The sequence below is a fragment of the Variovorax sp. EBFNA2 genome (genome assembly GCF_033802765.1).
GTDB lineage: Bacteria > Pseudomonadota > Gammaproteobacteria > Burkholderiales > Burkholderiaceae_C > Variovorax > Variovorax paradoxus_H.
Genome location: NZ_CP138496.1, coordinates 674087 through 689289 on the forward strand (window position 1 = coordinate 674087; position 15203 = coordinate 689289).

Here is a 15203-nt window from a genome sequence, read left to right on the forward strand (position 1 = left end):
TCACCATTCATCAAGATCGAAGGAGCCAGTCATGTCGAGTTCATCAGTCGTTGTCGTGACGGGCGCGTCCTCGGGCATCGGCCGCGCTGCCGCGGAATTGTTCGTGGCGCGAGGCTGCCGGGTGTTCGGCACCGTGCGCGACCTGCGCAAGGCACCTTCGCTGCCCGGTGTCGAATTCGTCGAGATGGACGTCCGGGACGAAGGCTCGGTTCAGCGGGGCATCGAATCCGTCATCGACCGGGCCACGCGCATCGACGTGCTGGTCAACAACGCGGGGATGATGATGATCGGCGCGGTCGAGGAAACCGCGACAGCGGAGGCCGCGGAATTGTTCGACACCAACGTCTTCGGCATGCTGCGCGTGACGCGCGCGGTGCTTCCCTGCATGCGTGAGAAGCGCCGCGGGCGCATCGTCAACGTGAGTTCCGTGCTCGGTGTGCTTCCGGCGCCGTACATGGGCCTGTATGCGGCCAGCAAGCATGCGGTGGAGGGGCTGTCGGAGTCGCTGGACCACGAGGTGCGCCAGTTCGGCATTCGCGCCACGCTGGTGCAGCCGGCCTTCACCCGCACCCACCTCGATGCCAATGCGCCGCGAGTCAAGGCGCGGATCGCGGGCTACGACCGCGAACGCGACCTGGTGACCCTTTCCGTGGCCGACAGCGTGAGCGGTGCGCCCGAGCCGCACGGCGTGGCAAGCACCATCGTCGAGGCGGCGCTCGGCCCCTGGCGCATGCGTTGCACGCCGCCGGGGGAGGCGTCGTTGCTGACGAAATTGCGCCGCTTCATGCCGGCAGGACCGGTGGATGCGAGCCTGAGAAAAAAGCTGGGACTCGCCTGAGCACCTGTCCGAGATGCTCGCACCAGCATCGCCCTGACCAACAAGAAGGAGAACATCGTGGACAGCCTGGATCTCCTGCGTACATTCAGCGAGGTCGCCACTTCGGGGAGCTTCTCCCGCACGGCCAAGCATCTTTCGCTGTCCAAGGGCACCGTCAGCAAGTACATCGCGGCACTCGAGAGCCGCTTTGGTGTCAGATTGCTGAACCGGACCAGCCATGCCGTCAGCCTGACCGACGCCGGCGCCTTGCTGCTCGAAAGAAGCAGGCCCATGCTCGAACTGGCCGACGTCACGCAAGCCGAGCTCCAGGACCGCGCGCGGATTCCCAGCGGGCGCGTGCGCATCTCGGCGCCTTACGGCATGGAGCTGACGGAGTTGCCGGCACTGATCAACGCCTTTCTGGGCCACTATCCGGACGTCAGCATCAGTCTGGTGCTCACGAACCGCATGGTCGATCTTGCGGAGGAGGGCATCGACATCGCGCTTCGCTTCGGCGTGTTGGCCAACGAAAATCTGATCGTTCGAAAGCTGGTGTCGATGCAGCTCACTGTCTGTGCGGCGCCTGCCTACTGGCGCAAGCATGGTGTGCCTGCCCATCCGGGCGAGCTTGCGCATCACATCGCGCTGTTCAGCAGCCATTTGAATCCGCTGCCCAAGTGGCGCTTCGAAGTCGATGGTCAGCCACTCGAAGTCGCGGTCCGTGGACCGTTGGATGCAACGGAAGCCAGCCCGCTGATCCAGGCGGCCCTGCTTGGCGCAGGCGTCGTCTACCTGCCCTCGGTGATGCTCGAGCCCTACGTCGAGAGCGGGCGACTGGTGCCCGTGCTGTCGCAGTTCGTTCGCAGCGACATGTGGCTGTCCGCCGTGTACCTGGAGCGCCGGCACAGTACGGCGGTGCACCGCGCACTGCTGGATTTTCTGGCGAGCCGGTTGAAGCCTTCAGGGTCGAAGATCAACATCGACTCGGCCGGAGGCCTCGCATCGAGATGAAAGATCGGCGCTCGTTGGCATCGACCGTTCCGAACTCTCCTGTGAACACGGCTTGCGACTTCGCCTCTTGTCCAGGATTTTTGAAATGTCTGGAACTCGCTTTCTTCATGCCCGGTAAAGTACCAAGCAGTTTTTCGAACTCTATTTGCCTGCTTTGAACTCCATTAGCCTCGACCACTCCCGCTTCGACGCAGCCATCGTCGATCTCGACGGCACCATGGTCGACACGCTCGGCGACTTTGCCGAAGCCCTGAACCGCATGCTGAGCGACCTCGACCTGCCGCCCGTGCCGCCGGTCGCCATCGAGCGCATGGTGGGCAAGGGGTCGGAGCACCTGATCCTGTCGGCGCTGGCGCACGTGGGCGCGCCGGCCCCGGCGGCGTTGTTCGATCGCGCGTGGGAGCGCTACCAGCACCACTATCTGGAGATCAACGGCCGCCATTCGGCCGCGTACCCCGGCGTGCTCGAGGGCCTGAAGGCGCTGCGTGCGCGCGGGCTGCGGCTGGCCTGCCTCACGAACAAGCCGACGGATTTCGCCAAGCCGCTGCTGGCTGCGAAGGGGCTCGACGGGTTCTTCGAACTGGTGTTCGGCGGCGATGCCTTCGAGCGCAAGAAGCCCGATCCGCTGCCGCTGCTGAAGACCTGCGAGGCGTTGGGCACGGTGCCGGCGCGCACGCTGATGGTGGGCGATTCGAGCAACGACGCGCGTGCCGCGCGCGCCGCCGGCTGCCCCGTGGTGCTCGTGACCTACGGCTACAACCACGGCGAGCCGGTGCGCGGCGTGGATGCGGACGGGTTCGTGGATTCGCTGGCCGATCTCGCCGCGGCCTGACGGGCTGTCCGCCTGCTTACTGCTTTCCGAGCAGCGCGTCCTTCAGCTTCCAGTCGGCCGGGTTCGGGCCGAGCCAGATGCGCATCAACGCATTGAAGAACGCCACCTCCTTCACCGGATCGGGCTGCGGCACGCCGCGCACCGTGATCAGCGTGCCCGTGCCGGGCACCCAGTCGATGGTGAAGGTGTCGCCGGCCTTGAGCTGCTTCTGGTCCGCGAACATCTGGCCCATGCGCAGCAGGCCGGGGATCAGATTGACCATCTCGCTCTTGGGCGAGTTGTCTTCCACGCCCTTCACGAAGAGCTTGCCGAGCTCGTTGGCATCGATGTCGCGCAGCATCGTGATCGCCACGCGCTTGGGTCCGGGCACGGCCAGCGCCTCTTCGGTGGTCGAGGCCTTCTTGCCCAGGTACAGGCCGGCCGTGTAGACCTTGATGATGGTCTTGTAGCGGATGCCCGCGCCGTTCAGCACCAGCGGGGCGCCGCGCAGATCCATCTGGTCTTCGAGCTTGACGCCGGCCACGTCGACCTGCGCGGCCGAGGCGCCGGTGCAGAGCGCGGCAGAAAGCACAGCGAGCACCGCGAAGCGGGAGAACACGGCCGGAAGCGAGGGTGCGAGCAAGTGGGTCTCCTTGAATTTGCGAACGGTCGTGCGAATGTATCTTTTCGTTTTATCCCGCAGGCTCCGGGGGAACCCTGAAGCCGGCGATTGCACAAGGCGTCGTTTTCGTGGGCTAAACTCGCGCTTCCATGTTCGTTCATCACATCATTCAAACAGGTGAAGGCAGCCGGGGAGCCTGGCCCTGGCGTAGCCATACTTCGCTGACTGTTTGAATTGCACGGCGCACGCCGTGCGCCCGCGGCGCCGGATCGATCCCCTCGATTCCGGGCCACCAGTGAATGACCTTGCCACCGGCCAAAGGAGCGCCGGCAGGCAACTGGAGAACGATCCGTGATCACCGAACTCGAATTCAAGAGCCTCAGCGCCCAGGGCTACAACCGCATCCCGCTGATGGCCGAGGCCTTTGCCGACCTCGAAACGCCGCTTTCCCTGTACCTCAAGCTCGCCCATTCGCAGGGCGGCGGCAAGCACAGCTTCCTGCTCGAATCGGTCGTCGGTGGCGAGCGCTTCGGGCGCTACAGCTTCATCGGCTTGCCGGCGCGTACCTTGTTGCGTGCCAGCGGCTTCGGCGACGAGGCCGTCACCGAAGTGGTGACCGATGGCCAGGTCGTCGAGACTGCAAAGGGCAATCCGCTGGACTTCGTGGCCGACTACCAGAAGCGCTTCAAGGTCGCGCTGCGGCCCGGCCTGCCGCGCTTCTGCGGCGGCCTGGCCGGTTACTTCGGCTACGACACCGTGCGCCACATCGAGCGCAAGCTCGAAAAAAGCTGCCCGCCCGACACGCTGGGCTGCCCCGACATCCTGCTGCTGCAGTGCGAAGAACTGGCCGTCATCGACAACCTGTCGGGCAAGCTCTACCTGATCGTCTACGCCGACCCGAAGCAGCCCGAGGCCTATGCCGTGGGCAAGCGCCGCCTGCGCGAGCTGAAGGACAAGCTCAAGTACTCGGTGAGCGCGCCCGTCGTGAAGCCCACGCAGGCGCACCCGCCCGAGCGCAGCTTTGCCAAGGCCGACTACATCGCCGCGGTCGAGCGCGCGAAAGAGATGATCGCGGCCGGCGACTTCATGCAGGTGCAGGTGGGCCAGCGCATCAGCAAGCGCTACACCGAGTCGCCGCTGTCGCTGTACCGCGCGCTGCGTTCGCTGAACCCGTCGCCCTACATGTACTACTACAACCTGGGCGACTTCCACGTGGTGGGCGCTTCGCCCGAGATCCTGGTGCGCCAGGAGAACACGGGCGACGGCGAGCAGAAGATCACCATCCGCCCGCTGGCCGGCACGCGTCCGCGTGGCGCGTCGATCGAGCTCGACAAGGCGGCCGAGGTGGAACTCATCAACGACCCGAAGGAGCGCGCCGAGCACGTGATGCTGATCGACCTGGCGCGCAACGACATCGGCCGCATCGCCAAGACCGGCACCGTGAAGGTGACCGAGGCCTTCGCGGTGGAGCGCTACAGCCACGTGATGCACATCGTGAGCAACGTCGAAGGCACGCTGAAGGACGGCATGACCGCCATCGACGTGCTCAAGGCCACGTTCCCCGCCGGCACGCTGACCGGCGCGCCCAAGGTGCACGCGATGGAACTCATCGACCAGCTCGAACCGACCAAGCGCGGCCTCTACGGCGGCGCCTGCGGCTACATCAGCTATGCGGGCGACATGGACGTCGCCATCGCGATCCGCACCGGTATCGTGAAAGACCAGATGCTGCACGTGCAGGCCGCGGCCGGCGTGGTGGCCGACTCGGTGCCCGAGCTGGAGTGGAAAGAAACGGAAGCCAAGGCGCGCGCACTGTTGCGTGCCGCCGAACTGGTCGAGGAAGGCCTGGAATGAGCAACGCACCCGACATTCAGAACGACTTCTCGCACGAGATCATCGGCGCCGCCGTCGAGGTGCAACGCGTGCTCGGCACGGGGCTCGATGAAAGCGCCTACGCCGCGGCGCTGGCCATCGAACTCGCCGAACGCGAGATCGGCTTCACGCGCGACGTGGCGCTGTCGGCCACCTACAAGGGCCGGTCGCTCGGCGAGGTGTACCGCGCGGGCTTCGTGATCGAGCAGTCGGTCATCGTCGAGCTCAAGGCGGTCGATGTGCTGACCGACCTGCATCGCGCGCAGGTGCTGGCCGCATTGCGCCTGTCGGGCCTGAAGCTGGGCCTTCTCATCAACTTCAACGTGTTCCCTGTCGTGAAGGGCGTGCACCGGATTGTGAGCAAGCCATGAAACTGCTGATGATCGACAACTACGATTCGTTCACCTACAACATCGTCCAGTACTTCGGCGAGCTGGGTGCGGACGTGCAGGTGCATCGCAACGACGAGATCACCGTCGCGCAGATCGGTGAGCTGATCGCTTCGGGCGTGACGCGGCTCGTGGTGTCGCCCGGACCGTGTTCGCCGGCCGAGGCGGGCGTGTCGGTGGCGGCCATCGAAGCCTTCGCGGGCAAGCTGCCGATTCTTGGCGTGTGCCTCGGTCACCAGGCCATCGGCGCGGCCTTCGGCGGCAAGATCGTGCGCGCGCAGCAGCTCATGCACGGCAAGACCAGCGAGATCACGACCACGCAAGAGGGCGTGTTCGCGGGGCTGCCAGAGAAGTTCATCGTCAACCGGTACCACTCGCTTTCGATCGAGCGCGAGAGCTGCCCAACGGCACTGGCTGTCACCGCCTGGACCGACGACGGCGAGATCATGGGCGTGCGGCACACCGGCTTTACGCACAACGTGCGCATCGAAGGCGTGCAGTTCCATCCCGAATCGATCCTCACAGAACACGGCCACGCCATGCTCAAGAACTTCCTGGACTGATCACCATGACCGACCGCTCCTCCCTCGTCGACCTGCGCAGCGACACCGTCACGCAGCCCACGCCCGCGATGCGCGAGGCCATGGCGGCCGCACCGCTGGGCGACGATGTCTTCAGCGCCGACCCCAGCGTGAACGCGCTGCAGGAGAAGATCGCCGCGCTGCTGGGCTTCGAGGCGGCGCTGTTCGTGCCGACCGGCACGCAGAGCAACCTGTGCGCGATCCTGTCGCATTGCGGCCGCGGCGACGAGTACATCGTCGGCCAGCAGGCGCACGCCTACCGCTGGGAAGGCGGCGGTGCCGCGGTGTTCGGCAGCGTGCAGCCGCAGCCGCTCGACCATGCGCCCGACGGCACGCTGCCGCTCGCGCAGATCGAGGCGGCCATCAAGCCCGACGATGCGCACTTTGCGCGCACCAAGCTGCTGGCGCTGGAGAACACGCTGGGCGGCAAGCTGCTGCCGTTCGACTACGTGCAGGCCGCGACCGATCTGGCGAAGCGCAAGGGACTGCAGCGGCACCTAGATGGCGCGCGTCTCTTCAATGCCGCCACCGCGCAGGCCGCGCTGAACCAGCGAACCGACATCCGCGCCGAGGCCCGCCGCATCGCGCAGTGCTTCGACAGCGTGTCGGTGTGCTTCAGCAAGGGCCTGGGCGCACCCATCGGCTCGGCGCTGGTCGGCTCGCGTGAGTTCATTGCGCGCGCGCACCGCATCCGCAAGATGGCGGGCGGCGGCATGCGACAAGCCGGCCTGCTGGCCGCCGCGGCTTCGCATGCCCTCGATCACCACATCGACCGCCTGGCCGACGACCATGCGCTGGCGCAACGGCTCGCCCAAGGGCTCGAAGGCATCGAAGGCCTGACCGTCGAGGCGCCGCACACGAACATCGTGTTCGTCGACCTCGCGGGCGCGGCGCAGGCGCGTTCTTCGGAGCTGCTCGCCAGTCTCAACCAGCAGGGCATCCTCGCGACCGGGCTGTACCGCCTGCGCTTCGTGACGCACCTGGATGTCGATGCCGCGGGCGTCGACCGCGCTGTCGCGGCGATCCGCGGCTTCTTCAAGTCCTGAGGCCTCAGGCCTGGCTACACGCACACACCGAGGAGACTCTTCATGATCACCCCCCAGGAAGCGCTGCAGCGCACCATCGAACACCGCGAAGTCTTCCACGACGAGATGCTGCACATCGTGCGGCTCATCATGAGCGGCGAGTGTTCGCCCGTGATGATGGCCGCACTGATCACCGGCCTGCGCGTCAAGAAGGAAACCATCGGCGAGATCACCGCCGCGGCAGAGGTGATGCGCGAGGTGTCGACCAAGGTGCCCGTGGCCGACACCACGAACCTCGTGGACATCGTCGGCACCGGCGGCGACGGCTCGCACACCTTCAACATCTCGACCTGCTCGATGTTCGTGGCGGCCGCGGCCGGCGCCAAGGTCAGCAAGCACGGCGGACGCAGCGTGTCGAGCAAGTCGGGCAGTGCCGACGTGCTGGAGTCGCTGGGCGTCAACATCAACCTCAAGCCGGAGCAGATCGCGCAGTGCATCGCGCAGGTCGGCATCGGCTTCATGTTTGCGCCGAACCACCACCCCGCGATGAAGAACGTCGCGCCGGTGCGCAAGGAGCTTGGCATCAAGACGATCTTCAACATCCTCGGCCCGCTGACCAACCCGGCCGGCGCACCGAACATCCTGATGGGCGTGTTCCACCCCGACCTCGTCGGCATCCAGGTGCGCGCCCTGCAGCGCCTGGGCGCCGAGCATGCGCTGGTGGTCTACGGCCGCGACGGCATGGACGAGATCTCGCTGGGCGCCGCCACCATGATCGGCGAGCTCAAGGATGGCGAAATTCGCGAGTACGAACTGCACCCGGAAGACTTCGGCTTCCAGATGGCGAGCAACCGTTCGCTGCGCGTCGAGACGCCCGAGCAGTCGAAGGCCATGTTGATCGGCGTGCTGGACAACCAGGCCGGCCCGGCGCTGGACATAGTGCTGCTCAATGCGGGCGCAGCGCTGTACGCGGCCAACGTGGTCGACTCGGTGCCGGCCGGCGTGGAGCGTGCGCGCCAGGCCATCGCATCCGGTGCGGCGAAGGCCAAGCTCGACGAGCTGGTCAAGGCCTCCACCTCCTTCTGAGAATCAGGCCTCCGTGCCATCGAAAGCAGAGCAAGCCATGTCAGACATTCTCGACAAGATCGTCGCCGTCAAACGCCAGGAAGTCGCCGCTGCATTGAAGCGCGCCCCGCGCGAGGCCGTGCGCTTCGATGCCGAAAGCCGCGTGCTCACGCGCGACTTCGAAGCCGCGCTGCGCGCCAAGATCGCAGCCGGCCAGGCGGCGGTGATCGCCGAGGTCAAGAAGGCCAGCCCGAGCAAGGGCGTGCTGCGCGAAGACTTCATTCCGGCCGACATCGCGCAAAGCTATGCCGAGGGCGACGGCGTGGTCAGCGCGGCCTGCCTCTCGGTGCTGACCGACAAGCAGTTCTTCCAGGGCGGCGTCGACTACCTCAAACAGGCGCGCGCCTCGTGCGACCTGCCCGTACTGCGCAAGGACTTCATCATCGACGCCTACCAGGTGTACGAGTCGCGCGCGATGGGCGCCGACGCGATCCTGCTGATCGCCGCCTGCCTCGACGACGCGCAGATGAAGGACTACGAAGCCATCGCGCGTGGATTGGGCATGGCGGTGCTGGTCGAGGTGCACGACGCGGCCGAGTTGGAGCGCGCGCTGAAGCTCAAGACGGCGCTCATCGGCGTGAACAACCGCAACCTGCGCAACTTCGAGGTGTCGATCCAGGCGACGATCGATTTGTTGCCCAGGCTGCCGGCGGACCGCCTGCCGGTGACCGAGTCGGGCATTGCCACGCGCGAGGACGTCGCCACGCTGCGCGCCGCGGGCGTCAACGCCTTCCTGGTCGGCGAAGCGTTCATGCGCGCCAAGGAACCCGGCGAGGCCCTCGCTGCGTTGTTCAAATGACCCGGCCGGATCAGCTGTCGAGCAGCGATCCTGCCGACTGGCCGGTGGCGACGGGCTGGCAGCCGCTGGTCGACGATTTCTTTGCGGGCGCAGTCGGCCAGAAGCTGCAGGGTTTTCTGCGCGAGCGGCTCGACGCCGGGGCGGTGATCTTTCCGCCGCAGCCGTTGCGGGCGCTGGAACTCACGCCGCCGGAAGACGTGCGGGTCGTGATCCTGGGCCAGGACCCGTACCACGGGCGCGGACAAGCCGAGGGGCTGGCCTTCTCGGTGGCATCGGGCGTGGCCCTGCCACCGTCGCTGCGCAACATCTTCAAGGAGCTCCAGCGCGACCTGGGCACGCCGCCGCCGGCGTTTCCGGACCCGGGCGGCAGTCTCGTGAAGTGGGCGACGCACGGCGTGCTGCTGCTCAACACCTGTCTCACCGTCGAAGAAGCCCAGCCGGCCAGCCATGCAGGCCGCGGCTGGGAGGTGCTCACCGACGCCGTGATTCGCCATGTGGCGCAGGGCGATCGACCTGTTGTTTTTATGCTATGGGGCTCGCACGCGCAAAGTAAGCGCGCGTTGATTGACGTTGGGCGCCATAAGGTGCTGATGTCGAATCATCCCTCGCCGCTTTCTGCGCTTCGGCCGCCGGTTCCATTCATCGGCTGCGGTCATTTTGGCCAAGCCCGTGCATGGCGCGAGGCGCAGCAGCCGGGAGGCTCCGAACTTCGCTCATAATCGGAGGCTACACACCTCGAGCAGGTTTCCAGGCTTCATCTTTTGCTGGGAATCCTGTGTAGTCACAAAATCGTGCTATATTTCGAGGTTCGCCGGAGAGGTGGCCGAGTGGTTAATGGCAGCAGACTGTAAATCTGCCCTCTTACGAGTACGCTGGTTCGAATCCAGCCCTCTCCACCAGCGATGAATTTGGTTTCTAAGAGCGATTGGATCTAGCGCTTTGGGTGCCTTGAAGTGCCCCCGATGCGGGAGTAGTTCAATGGTAGAACCCCAGCCTTCCAAGCTGATGACGCGGGTTCGATTCCCGTCTCCCGCTCCAGAGACCCGGTTCGGCGCCGGAAGCGATTTGGTTAGAACAAAAGCCCTTTTGGCTCAGTGGTAGAGCACTCCCTTGGTAAGGGAGAGGTCGCGGGTCCGATTCCCGCAAAGGGCACCAGTTTTCTGGGGTTGCAACGACAGGCTTGCGACCCATCTGCATGCGTTGAAATCGTTTTTTTCGGAGTCGAAAAATGGCAAAAGGTAAATTCACCCGCACCAAGCCGCACGTGAACGTGGGCACGATCGGTCACGTTGACCACGGCAAGACCACGCTGACGGCTGCGATCGCAACCGTTCTGTCGTCCAAGTTCGGCGGCGAAGCCAAGGCTTACGACCAGATCGACGCAGCGCCCGAAGAAAAGGCCCGCGGCATCACGATCAACACCGCGCACGTCGAGTACGAAACGGCCAACCGCCACTACGCACACGTCGACTGCCCTGGTCACGCCGACTACGTGAAGAACATGATCACGGGCGCCGCTCAGATGGACGGCGCCATCCTGGTGTGCTCGGCCGCTGACGGCCCGATGCCCCAGACCCGTGAACACATCCTGCTGGCTCGCCAGGTGGGTGTGGGCTACATCATCGTTTTCCTGAACAAGTGCGACATGGTCGACGACGCCGAGCTGCTCGAGCTGGTCGAAATGGAAGTGCGCGAGCTGCTCGACAAGTACGAGTTCCCTGGCGACGACACCCCCATCATCCACGGTTCGGCCAAGCTCGCCCTCGAAGGCGACAAGGGCAAGCTGGGTGAAGAAGCCATCCTGAAGCTGGCCGAAGCGCTGGACACGTACATCCCCACGCCTGAGCGCGCTGTGGACGGCACGTTCCTGATGCCCGTCGAAGATGTGTTCTCGATCTCGGGTCGCGGCACCGTGGTGACCGGCGCTGTCGAGCGCGGCGTGATCAAGGTCGGCGAAGAAATCGAAATCGTCGGCATCCGCCCGACCGTCAAGACCACCTGCACCGGCGTGGAAATGTTCCGCAAGCTGCTGGACCAGGGTCAAGCCGGCGACAACGTCGGCGTGCTGCTGCGCGGCACGAAGCGCGAAGAAGTCGAGCGCGGCCAAGTGCTGTGCAAGCCCGGCTCGATCAAGCCGCACGTGCACTTCACCGCCGAGGTGTATGTCCTGTCCAAGGACGAAGGCGGCCGTCACACGCCGTTCTTCAACAACTACCGTCCGCAGTTCTACTTCCGCACGACGGACGTGACCGGCGCGATCGAGCTGCCCGCGGACAAGGAAATGGTCATGCCCGGCGACAACGTCAGCATCACCGTCAAGCTGATCAACCCGATCGCGATGGAAGAAGGCCTGCGCTTCGCCATCCGTGAAGGCGGCCGTACCGTGGGTTCGGGCGTCGTGGCCAAGATCCTCGACATCTAAGCCAAGCGTAAAGAGTACCGGAGGGGTATAGCTCAATTGGCAGAGCGTCGGTCTCCAAAACCGAAGGTTGTAGGTTCGATTCCTACTGCCCCTGCCACCTAGGTGGCACCCCCGACAAGCCCATCGCGATCCGGTGGGCTTCGGCGTCTCAAGGGACGCATTGAATTGAAGGCCGCAAGGTCACAGGAAATCAGCCGACATGGCCACTTCTCAAATCGAAACCGTGAGCACGGGTGCTGACAAGGCCAAGCTGGCTGCGGCGGTGGTGCTGGCAGTGGGCGCCATCGTGGCGTTCTACCTGCTGTCGCGCCAAGGCTCGCTGGTGCAGTGGGCTGCACTGCTGGTCGGCCTGGCTGCGGCCGTGGGCGCCTTCGGCAGCTCCGAGAACGGCCGTCAGCTGTGGGCTTTCGGCCGTGACTCGTGGCGCGAGGTCAAGAAGGTCGTCTGGCCGACCCGCAAGGAATCGAAGCAGATGACGGCCTATGTGTTCGCCTTCGTGGCGATCATGTCCGTCTTCCTCTGGCTCACCGACAAGACGCTCGAATGGGTGTTCTTTGACCTCATTCTGGGCTGGAGAAAATAATGACCGACGACGCAGTTGAAACCACGCCGAGCACGCCGGAAGAGGAGAAAAACCCCCTTCTGATGCCTGCTGCCAACCCTGATCTGCGGTGGTACGTGGTGCATGCCTATTCGGGCATGGAGAAGGCTGTCGAGCGCAACATCATCGAGCGCATCACCCGCGCCGGCATGCAGGACAAGTTCGGCCGCATCCTGGTTCCGACCGAAGAAGTGGTCGAGATCAAGAACGGCCAGAAGCGCACCACCGAGCGCCGTTTCTTCCCGGGCTACGTGCTGGTCGAAATGATCATGGACGACGAGAGCTGGCACCTGGTGAAGCACACCAACAAGGTGACGGGTTTCGTGGGCGGCGCCAAGAACCGTCCGGCCCCGATCTCGCAGAAGGAAGTCGAGGACATCGTCAACCAGATGCAGCAGGGCACCGAGAAGCCGCGCCACAAGGTCGAGTTCACGGTGGGTGAGTTCGTGCGCGTCAAGGAAGGCCCGTTCACCGACTTCAATGGCACGGTGGAAGACGTCAACTACGAGAAGAGCAAGGTCAGCGTGTCGGTCATGATTTTTGGCCGCGCCACCCCTGTGGAGCTCGAATTCGGTCAGGTCGAGAAGACCTGATCCCCTGGCCTGCCTTCGGGTGGGCCTGCCAGTTTCCGGCTGCGCGTTGTCCGACTCGGCGCGCGGCCTTGATCGAAGAGTCGTTTAACCCCGGGGAGCCGCGGCGAAAGCCCAGGCGATATCACCCGCAAGGAGCAAAGCATGGCGAAAAAAATCGTCGGCTTCATCAAGCTGCAAGTACCAGCTGGTAAGGCCAACCCGTCACCACCCATCGGTCCCGCACTGGGCCAGCGTGGTTTGAACATCATGGAGTTCTGCAAGGCGTTCAACGCGCAAACCCAAGGCGTCGAGCCGGGTCTGCCGCTGCCGGTGGTCATCACCGCGTTCGCTGACAAGAGCTTCACCTTCATCATCAAGACGCCCCCGGCGATCACCTTGATCAAGAAGGCCATCAAGCTGGACAAGGGCTCGGCCCGTCCGCACACCGACAAGGTCGGCAAGATCACGCGCGCTCAGCTCGAAGAAATTGCCAAGGCCAAGATGAAGGACCTGACTGCCGCCGACCTCGACGCAGCAGTTCGCACCATCGCCGGCTCGGCCCGCTCGATGGGCGTGAATGTGGAGGGCGTGTAAATGTCCAAGATCACCAAGAAGCAAAAGTCGCTCGAAGGCAAGGTCGACAGCAACAAGCTGTACGCCCTGGCTGACGCCATCGTCATCGTCAAGGACGCCGCCACCGCCAAGTTCGACGAATCGATCGACGTGGCTGTGCAGCTCGGCATCGACGCGAAGAAGTCGGACCAGGTGGTCCGCGGTGCTGTCGTGCTGCCGAACGGCACCGGCAAGACCAAGCGCGTCGCCGTGTTCGCCCAAGGCGCCAAGGCTGAAGAAGCCAAGGCCGCCGGCGCCGACATCGTCGGCATGGACGACCTGGCTGCGATGGTCAAGGCTGGCGACATGCCTTTCGACGTCGTGATCGCTGCCCCCGATGCCATGCGCGTCGTCGGTACGCTCGGTCAGATCCTCGGCCCGCGGGGCCTGATGCCCAACCCCAAGGTTGGCACCGTGACGCCTGACGTCGCAACCGCTGTCAAGAACGCCAAGGCTGGCCAGGTCCAGTTCCGCGTCGACAAGGCCGGCATCATCCACGGCACGATCGGCCGTCGCTCGTTCGACAACGACAAGCTGCAAGGCAACCTCGCTGCGCTGATCGACGCTCTGGTCAAGGCCAAGCCCGCGACCAGCAAGGGTGTGTACCTGCGCAAGGTGGCTGTGTCGTCGACCATGGGTCTGGGTGTCCGCGTGGACACGCAAACCATCTCGGCGAGCTGAAGAGATTGGCCCGGCTCCGAAAGGAGCAGGGCGAATGTGGTGGGTCGCGGCAGCTTCGGTTGCCGCGAGCCATCCAAGACCGCTGGTGTGCAGGGCGCTGCACTTAATGGCCGGATCGATCCTTCCGGTATCCAGCGCAGATGGCGACCCCACTGCAAGGAATTTGATTTTGTTCCGAAACAGTTGGTCGCTGCATGAAGCGCGATCCGAGGCCCCGGCCGAAGGTCGCATTAAAAGGAGTAGACCTTGAGTCTGAATCGCAGTGAGAAAGAAGCGGTCATCAGTGATGTGACCAGCCTCGCCGCAAAAGCTCAAACGCTCGTGATGGCGGAATACCGTGGTATTTCGGTTGCCGACATGACCAAACTGCGTGCCGAAGCTCGCAGCAAGGGTGTGACCCTGAGTGTTCTGAAGAACACCCTGGCACGCCGTGCTGTGGCTGGTAGCGCATTTGAAGTCATTGGCGACCAGATGACCGGTCCGCTGATCTACGGCTTTTCCGAAGACGCAGTGGCCGCCGCCAAGGTGGTGGCCGACTTCGCGAAGACCAACGACAAGTTGGTGATTCGCGGTGGTGCGTTTGGCGGCAAGGCCCTGGACGTGAACGGCGTGAAGCAGCTCGCAAGCATCCCTTCGAAGGAAGTGCTGTTGGCGCAGTTGCTGGGCTTGATGCAATCCCCGATTTCCCGTACGGCACGCGTTCTCGCGGCGCTGGCCGCGAAGCGTGGCGAAGGCGAAGCAGCACCCGCAACCGATGCACCGGCGGAAGCCGAAGCGCAGCCCGCGTAAGCGGCCCGCGTTCGAAATATTCAACCCAATTGTTAGGAAACAAAAATGGCATTCGATAAAGACGCATTTCTGACCGCGCTTGACGGCATGACGGTCCTGGAACTCAACGACCTGGTGAAAGCCATCGAAGAGAAGTTTGGCGTGAGCGCTGCCGCCATGGCAGGCCCCGCAGCTGCCGGCCCCGCCGCTGCAGTCGCTGAAGAACAAACCGAATTCAACGTCATGCTGATGGATGCTGGCGCGAACAAGGTGTCGGCGATCAAGGCCGTGCGCGAAATCACCGGCCTGGGCCTCAAGGAAGCCAAGGACCTGGTGGAAGCCGCTCCCAAGGCTGTCAAGGAAGGCCTGTCGAAGGCTGACGCTGAAGCCGCCAAGAAGAAGCTGGAAGATGCCGGCGCCAAGGTGGAACTGAAGTAATTCAGACCCCCTAGAGGGCTGGAGGTGCCTGAAAAGGCCCTCCAGCCTTTGCCGCTT

18 protein-coding genes and 4 tRNA genes are annotated in these 15203 nt (G+C 64.4%); 21 read left to right on the forward strand and 1 reads right to left on the reverse strand.

From position 1 onward, the window contains the following. Positions 1 to 31: 31 nt before the first annotated feature. The 3 genes from RZE79_RS02985 to RZE79_RS02995 all read left to right on the forward strand — a co-directional run bounded on the left by RZE79_RS02985 (position 32) and on the right by RZE79_RS02995 (position 2660). Positions 32 to 838: an oxidoreductase gene (locus RZE79_RS02985; RefSeq protein ID WP_319358959.1), complete on the forward strand. Its 807-nt coding sequence runs from the start codon at positions 32 to 34 to the stop codon at positions 836 to 838. Between the two features lie 57 nt (positions 839 to 895). Beyond that, positions 896 to 1828: a LysR family transcriptional regulator gene (locus RZE79_RS02990; protein WP_319358960.1), complete on the forward strand. Its 933-nt coding sequence runs from the start codon at positions 896 to 898 to the stop codon at positions 1826 to 1828. A gap of 154 nt (positions 1829 to 1982) precedes the next feature. Then, entirely contained in the window at positions 1983 to 2660 is a 678-nt protein-coding gene (locus tag RZE79_RS02995) for a phosphoglycolate phosphatase (protein ID WP_319358961.1), read from the forward strand. A 16-nt stretch (positions 2661 to 2676) separates the two neighbouring features. On the opposite strand, the gene RZE79_RS03000 is transcribed toward RZE79_RS02995, so the two are convergent. Then, a complete protein-coding gene (locus tag RZE79_RS03000; RefSeq protein WP_373696529.1) occupies positions 2677 to 3282 on the reverse strand; it encodes a chalcone isomerase family protein in 606 nt (201 codons plus the stop codon). Between the two features lie 330 nt (positions 3283 to 3612). Between RZE79_RS03000 and trpE the strand changes: the two genes are divergently transcribed. The 18 genes from trpE to rplL all read left to right on the forward strand — a co-directional run bounded on the left by trpE (position 3613) and on the right by rplL (position 15146). Then, on the forward strand, positions 3613 to 5115 hold the full coding sequence (trpE, locus tag RZE79_RS03005) for an anthranilate synthase component I (RefSeq protein WP_099794846.1): 1503 nt from the start codon (positions 3613 to 3615) through the stop codon (positions 5113 to 5115). Further along, positions 5112 to 5504 carry a GxxExxY protein gene (locus RZE79_RS03010; RefSeq protein ID WP_319358962.1) on the forward strand — a complete coding sequence of 131 codons (393 nt, stop codon included), beginning with the start codon at positions 5112 to 5114 and terminating at the stop codon, positions 5502 to 5504. The genes trpE and RZE79_RS03010 overlap by 4 nt, the downstream gene beginning before the upstream one ends. Then, complete coding sequence (locus RZE79_RS03015; RefSeq protein ID WP_319358963.1) at positions 5501 to 6085, forward strand: aminodeoxychorismate/anthranilate synthase component II; 585 nt, start codon at positions 5501 to 5503, stop codon at positions 6083 to 6085. The genes RZE79_RS03010 and RZE79_RS03015 overlap by 4 nt, the downstream gene beginning before the upstream one ends. Positions 6086 to 6090: 5 nt before the next feature. Next, positions 6091 to 7149 (forward strand): low-specificity L-threonine aldolase, encoded by a 1059-nt coding sequence (gene ltaE / locus RZE79_RS03020; RefSeq protein WP_319358964.1) that lies wholly within the window; start codon positions 6091 to 6093, stop codon positions 7147 to 7149. A 42-nt stretch (positions 7150 to 7191) separates the two neighbouring features. Beyond that, complete coding sequence (trpD, locus tag RZE79_RS03025) at positions 7192 to 8214, forward strand: anthranilate phosphoribosyltransferase (protein WP_319358965.1); 1023 nt, start codon at positions 7192 to 7194, stop codon at positions 8212 to 8214. A gap of 37 nt (positions 8215 to 8251) precedes the next feature. Further along, positions 8252 to 9052, forward strand: coding sequence for an indole-3-glycerol phosphate synthase TrpC (gene trpC / locus RZE79_RS03030; RefSeq protein ID WP_319358966.1), 801 nt, complete (start codon positions 8252 to 8254; stop codon positions 9050 to 9052). Continuing rightward, entirely contained in the window at positions 9049 to 9771 is a 723-nt protein-coding gene (locus RZE79_RS03035) for a uracil-DNA glycosylase (RefSeq protein WP_319358967.1), read from the forward strand. Before trpC ends, RZE79_RS03035 begins: the two co-directional genes overlap by 4 nt. A gap of 94 nt (positions 9772 to 9865) precedes the next feature. After that, a tRNA-Tyr gene (locus RZE79_RS03040) sits at positions 9866 to 9951 on the forward strand. 65 nt (positions 9952 to 10016) lie between these two features. Then, a tRNA-Gly gene (locus RZE79_RS03045) sits at positions 10017 to 10090 on the forward strand. Positions 10091 to 10132: 42 nt separating this feature from the next. Beyond that, positions 10133 to 10207 (forward strand) — tRNA-Thr (locus RZE79_RS03050). A gap of 73 nt (positions 10208 to 10280) precedes the next feature. After that, positions 10281 to 11474 carry an elongation factor Tu gene (gene tuf, locus RZE79_RS03055; RefSeq protein WP_099793527.1) on the forward strand — a complete coding sequence of 398 codons (1194 nt, stop codon included), beginning with the start codon at positions 10281 to 10283 and terminating at the stop codon, positions 11472 to 11474. 21 nt (positions 11475 to 11495) lie between these two features. Then, positions 11496 to 11571: transfer RNA gene (locus RZE79_RS03060), tRNA-Trp, on the forward strand. A gap of 102 nt (positions 11572 to 11673) precedes the next feature. Continuing rightward, on the forward strand, positions 11674 to 12057 hold the full coding sequence (gene secE, locus RZE79_RS03065) for a preprotein translocase subunit SecE (RefSeq protein ID WP_319358968.1): 384 nt from the start codon (positions 11674 to 11676) through the stop codon (positions 12055 to 12057). Next, positions 12057 to 12668, forward strand: a complete 612-nt coding sequence (gene nusG, locus RZE79_RS03070) for a transcription termination/antitermination protein NusG (RefSeq protein WP_373696530.1) — start codon at positions 12057 to 12059, stop codon at positions 12666 to 12668. Before secE ends, nusG begins: the two co-directional genes overlap by 1 nt. 141 nt (positions 12669 to 12809) lie before the next feature. Beyond that, positions 12810 to 13241, forward strand: a complete 432-nt coding sequence (gene rplK / locus RZE79_RS03075) for a 50S ribosomal protein L11 (protein ID WP_056584627.1) — start codon at positions 12810 to 12812, stop codon at positions 13239 to 13241. Further along, a complete protein-coding gene (rplA, locus tag RZE79_RS03080) occupies positions 13242 to 13940 on the forward strand; it encodes a 50S ribosomal protein L1 (RefSeq protein WP_101488432.1) in 699 nt (232 codons plus the stop codon). 246 nt (positions 13941 to 14186) lie between these two features. Further along, on the forward strand, positions 14187 to 14729 hold the full coding sequence (gene rplJ, locus RZE79_RS03085) for a 50S ribosomal protein L10 (protein ID WP_099794853.1): 543 nt from the start codon (positions 14187 to 14189) through the stop codon (positions 14727 to 14729). Positions 14730 to 14774: 45 nt separating this feature from the next. Continuing rightward, positions 14775 to 15146, forward strand: a complete 372-nt coding sequence (gene rplL / locus RZE79_RS03090) for a 50S ribosomal protein L7/L12 (RefSeq protein ID WP_153280871.1) — start codon at positions 14775 to 14777, stop codon at positions 15144 to 15146. Positions 15147 to 15203: the final 57 nt, after the last annotated feature.

Bases quoted from the DNA above. Each gene is read 5' to 3' on its own strand.
- rplK (WP_056584627.1), top strand. From the start codon at position 12,810: ATGGCGAAAAAAATCGTCGGCTTCATCAAGCTGCAAGTACCAGCTGGT.
- secE (WP_319358968.1), top strand. From the start codon at position 11,674: ATGGCCACTTCTCAAATCGAAACCGTGAGCACGGGTGCTGACAAGGCC.
- rplL (WP_153280871.1), top strand. From the start codon at position 14,775: ATGGCATTCGATAAAGACGCATTTCTGACCGCGCTTGACGGCATGACG.
- RZE79_RS03010 (WP_319358962.1), top strand. From the start codon at position 5,112: ATGAGCAACGCACCCGACATTCAGAACGACTTCTCGCACGAGATCATC.
- trpD (WP_319358965.1), top strand. From the start codon at position 7,192: ATGATCACCCCCCAGGAAGCGCTGCAGCGCACCATCGAACACCGCGAA.
- rplA (WP_101488432.1), top strand. From the start codon at position 13,242: ATGTCCAAGATCACCAAGAAGCAAAAGTCGCTCGAAGGCAAGGTCGAC.
- RZE79_RS02985 (WP_319358959.1), top strand. From the start codon at position 32: ATGTCGAGTTCATCAGTCGTTGTCGTGACGGGCGCGTCCTCGGGCATC.
- trpC (WP_319358966.1), top strand. From the start codon at position 8,252: ATGTCAGACATTCTCGACAAGATCGTCGCCGTCAAACGCCAGGAAGTC.
- RZE79_RS03035 (WP_319358967.1), top strand. From the start codon at position 9,049: ATGACCCGGCCGGATCAGCTGTCGAGCAGCGATCCTGCCGACTGGCCG.
- nusG (WP_373696530.1), top strand. From the start codon at position 12,057: ATGACCGACGACGCAGTTGAAACCACGCCGAGCACGCCGGAAGAGGAG.
- ltaE (WP_319358964.1), top strand. From the start codon at position 6,091: ATGACCGACCGCTCCTCCCTCGTCGACCTGCGCAGCGACACCGTCACG.
- tuf (WP_099793527.1), top strand. From the start codon at position 10,281: ATGGCAAAAGGTAAATTCACCCGCACCAAGCCGCACGTGAACGTGGGC.
- RZE79_RS03015 (WP_319358963.1), top strand. From the start codon at position 5,501: ATGAAACTGCTGATGATCGACAACTACGATTCGTTCACCTACAACATC.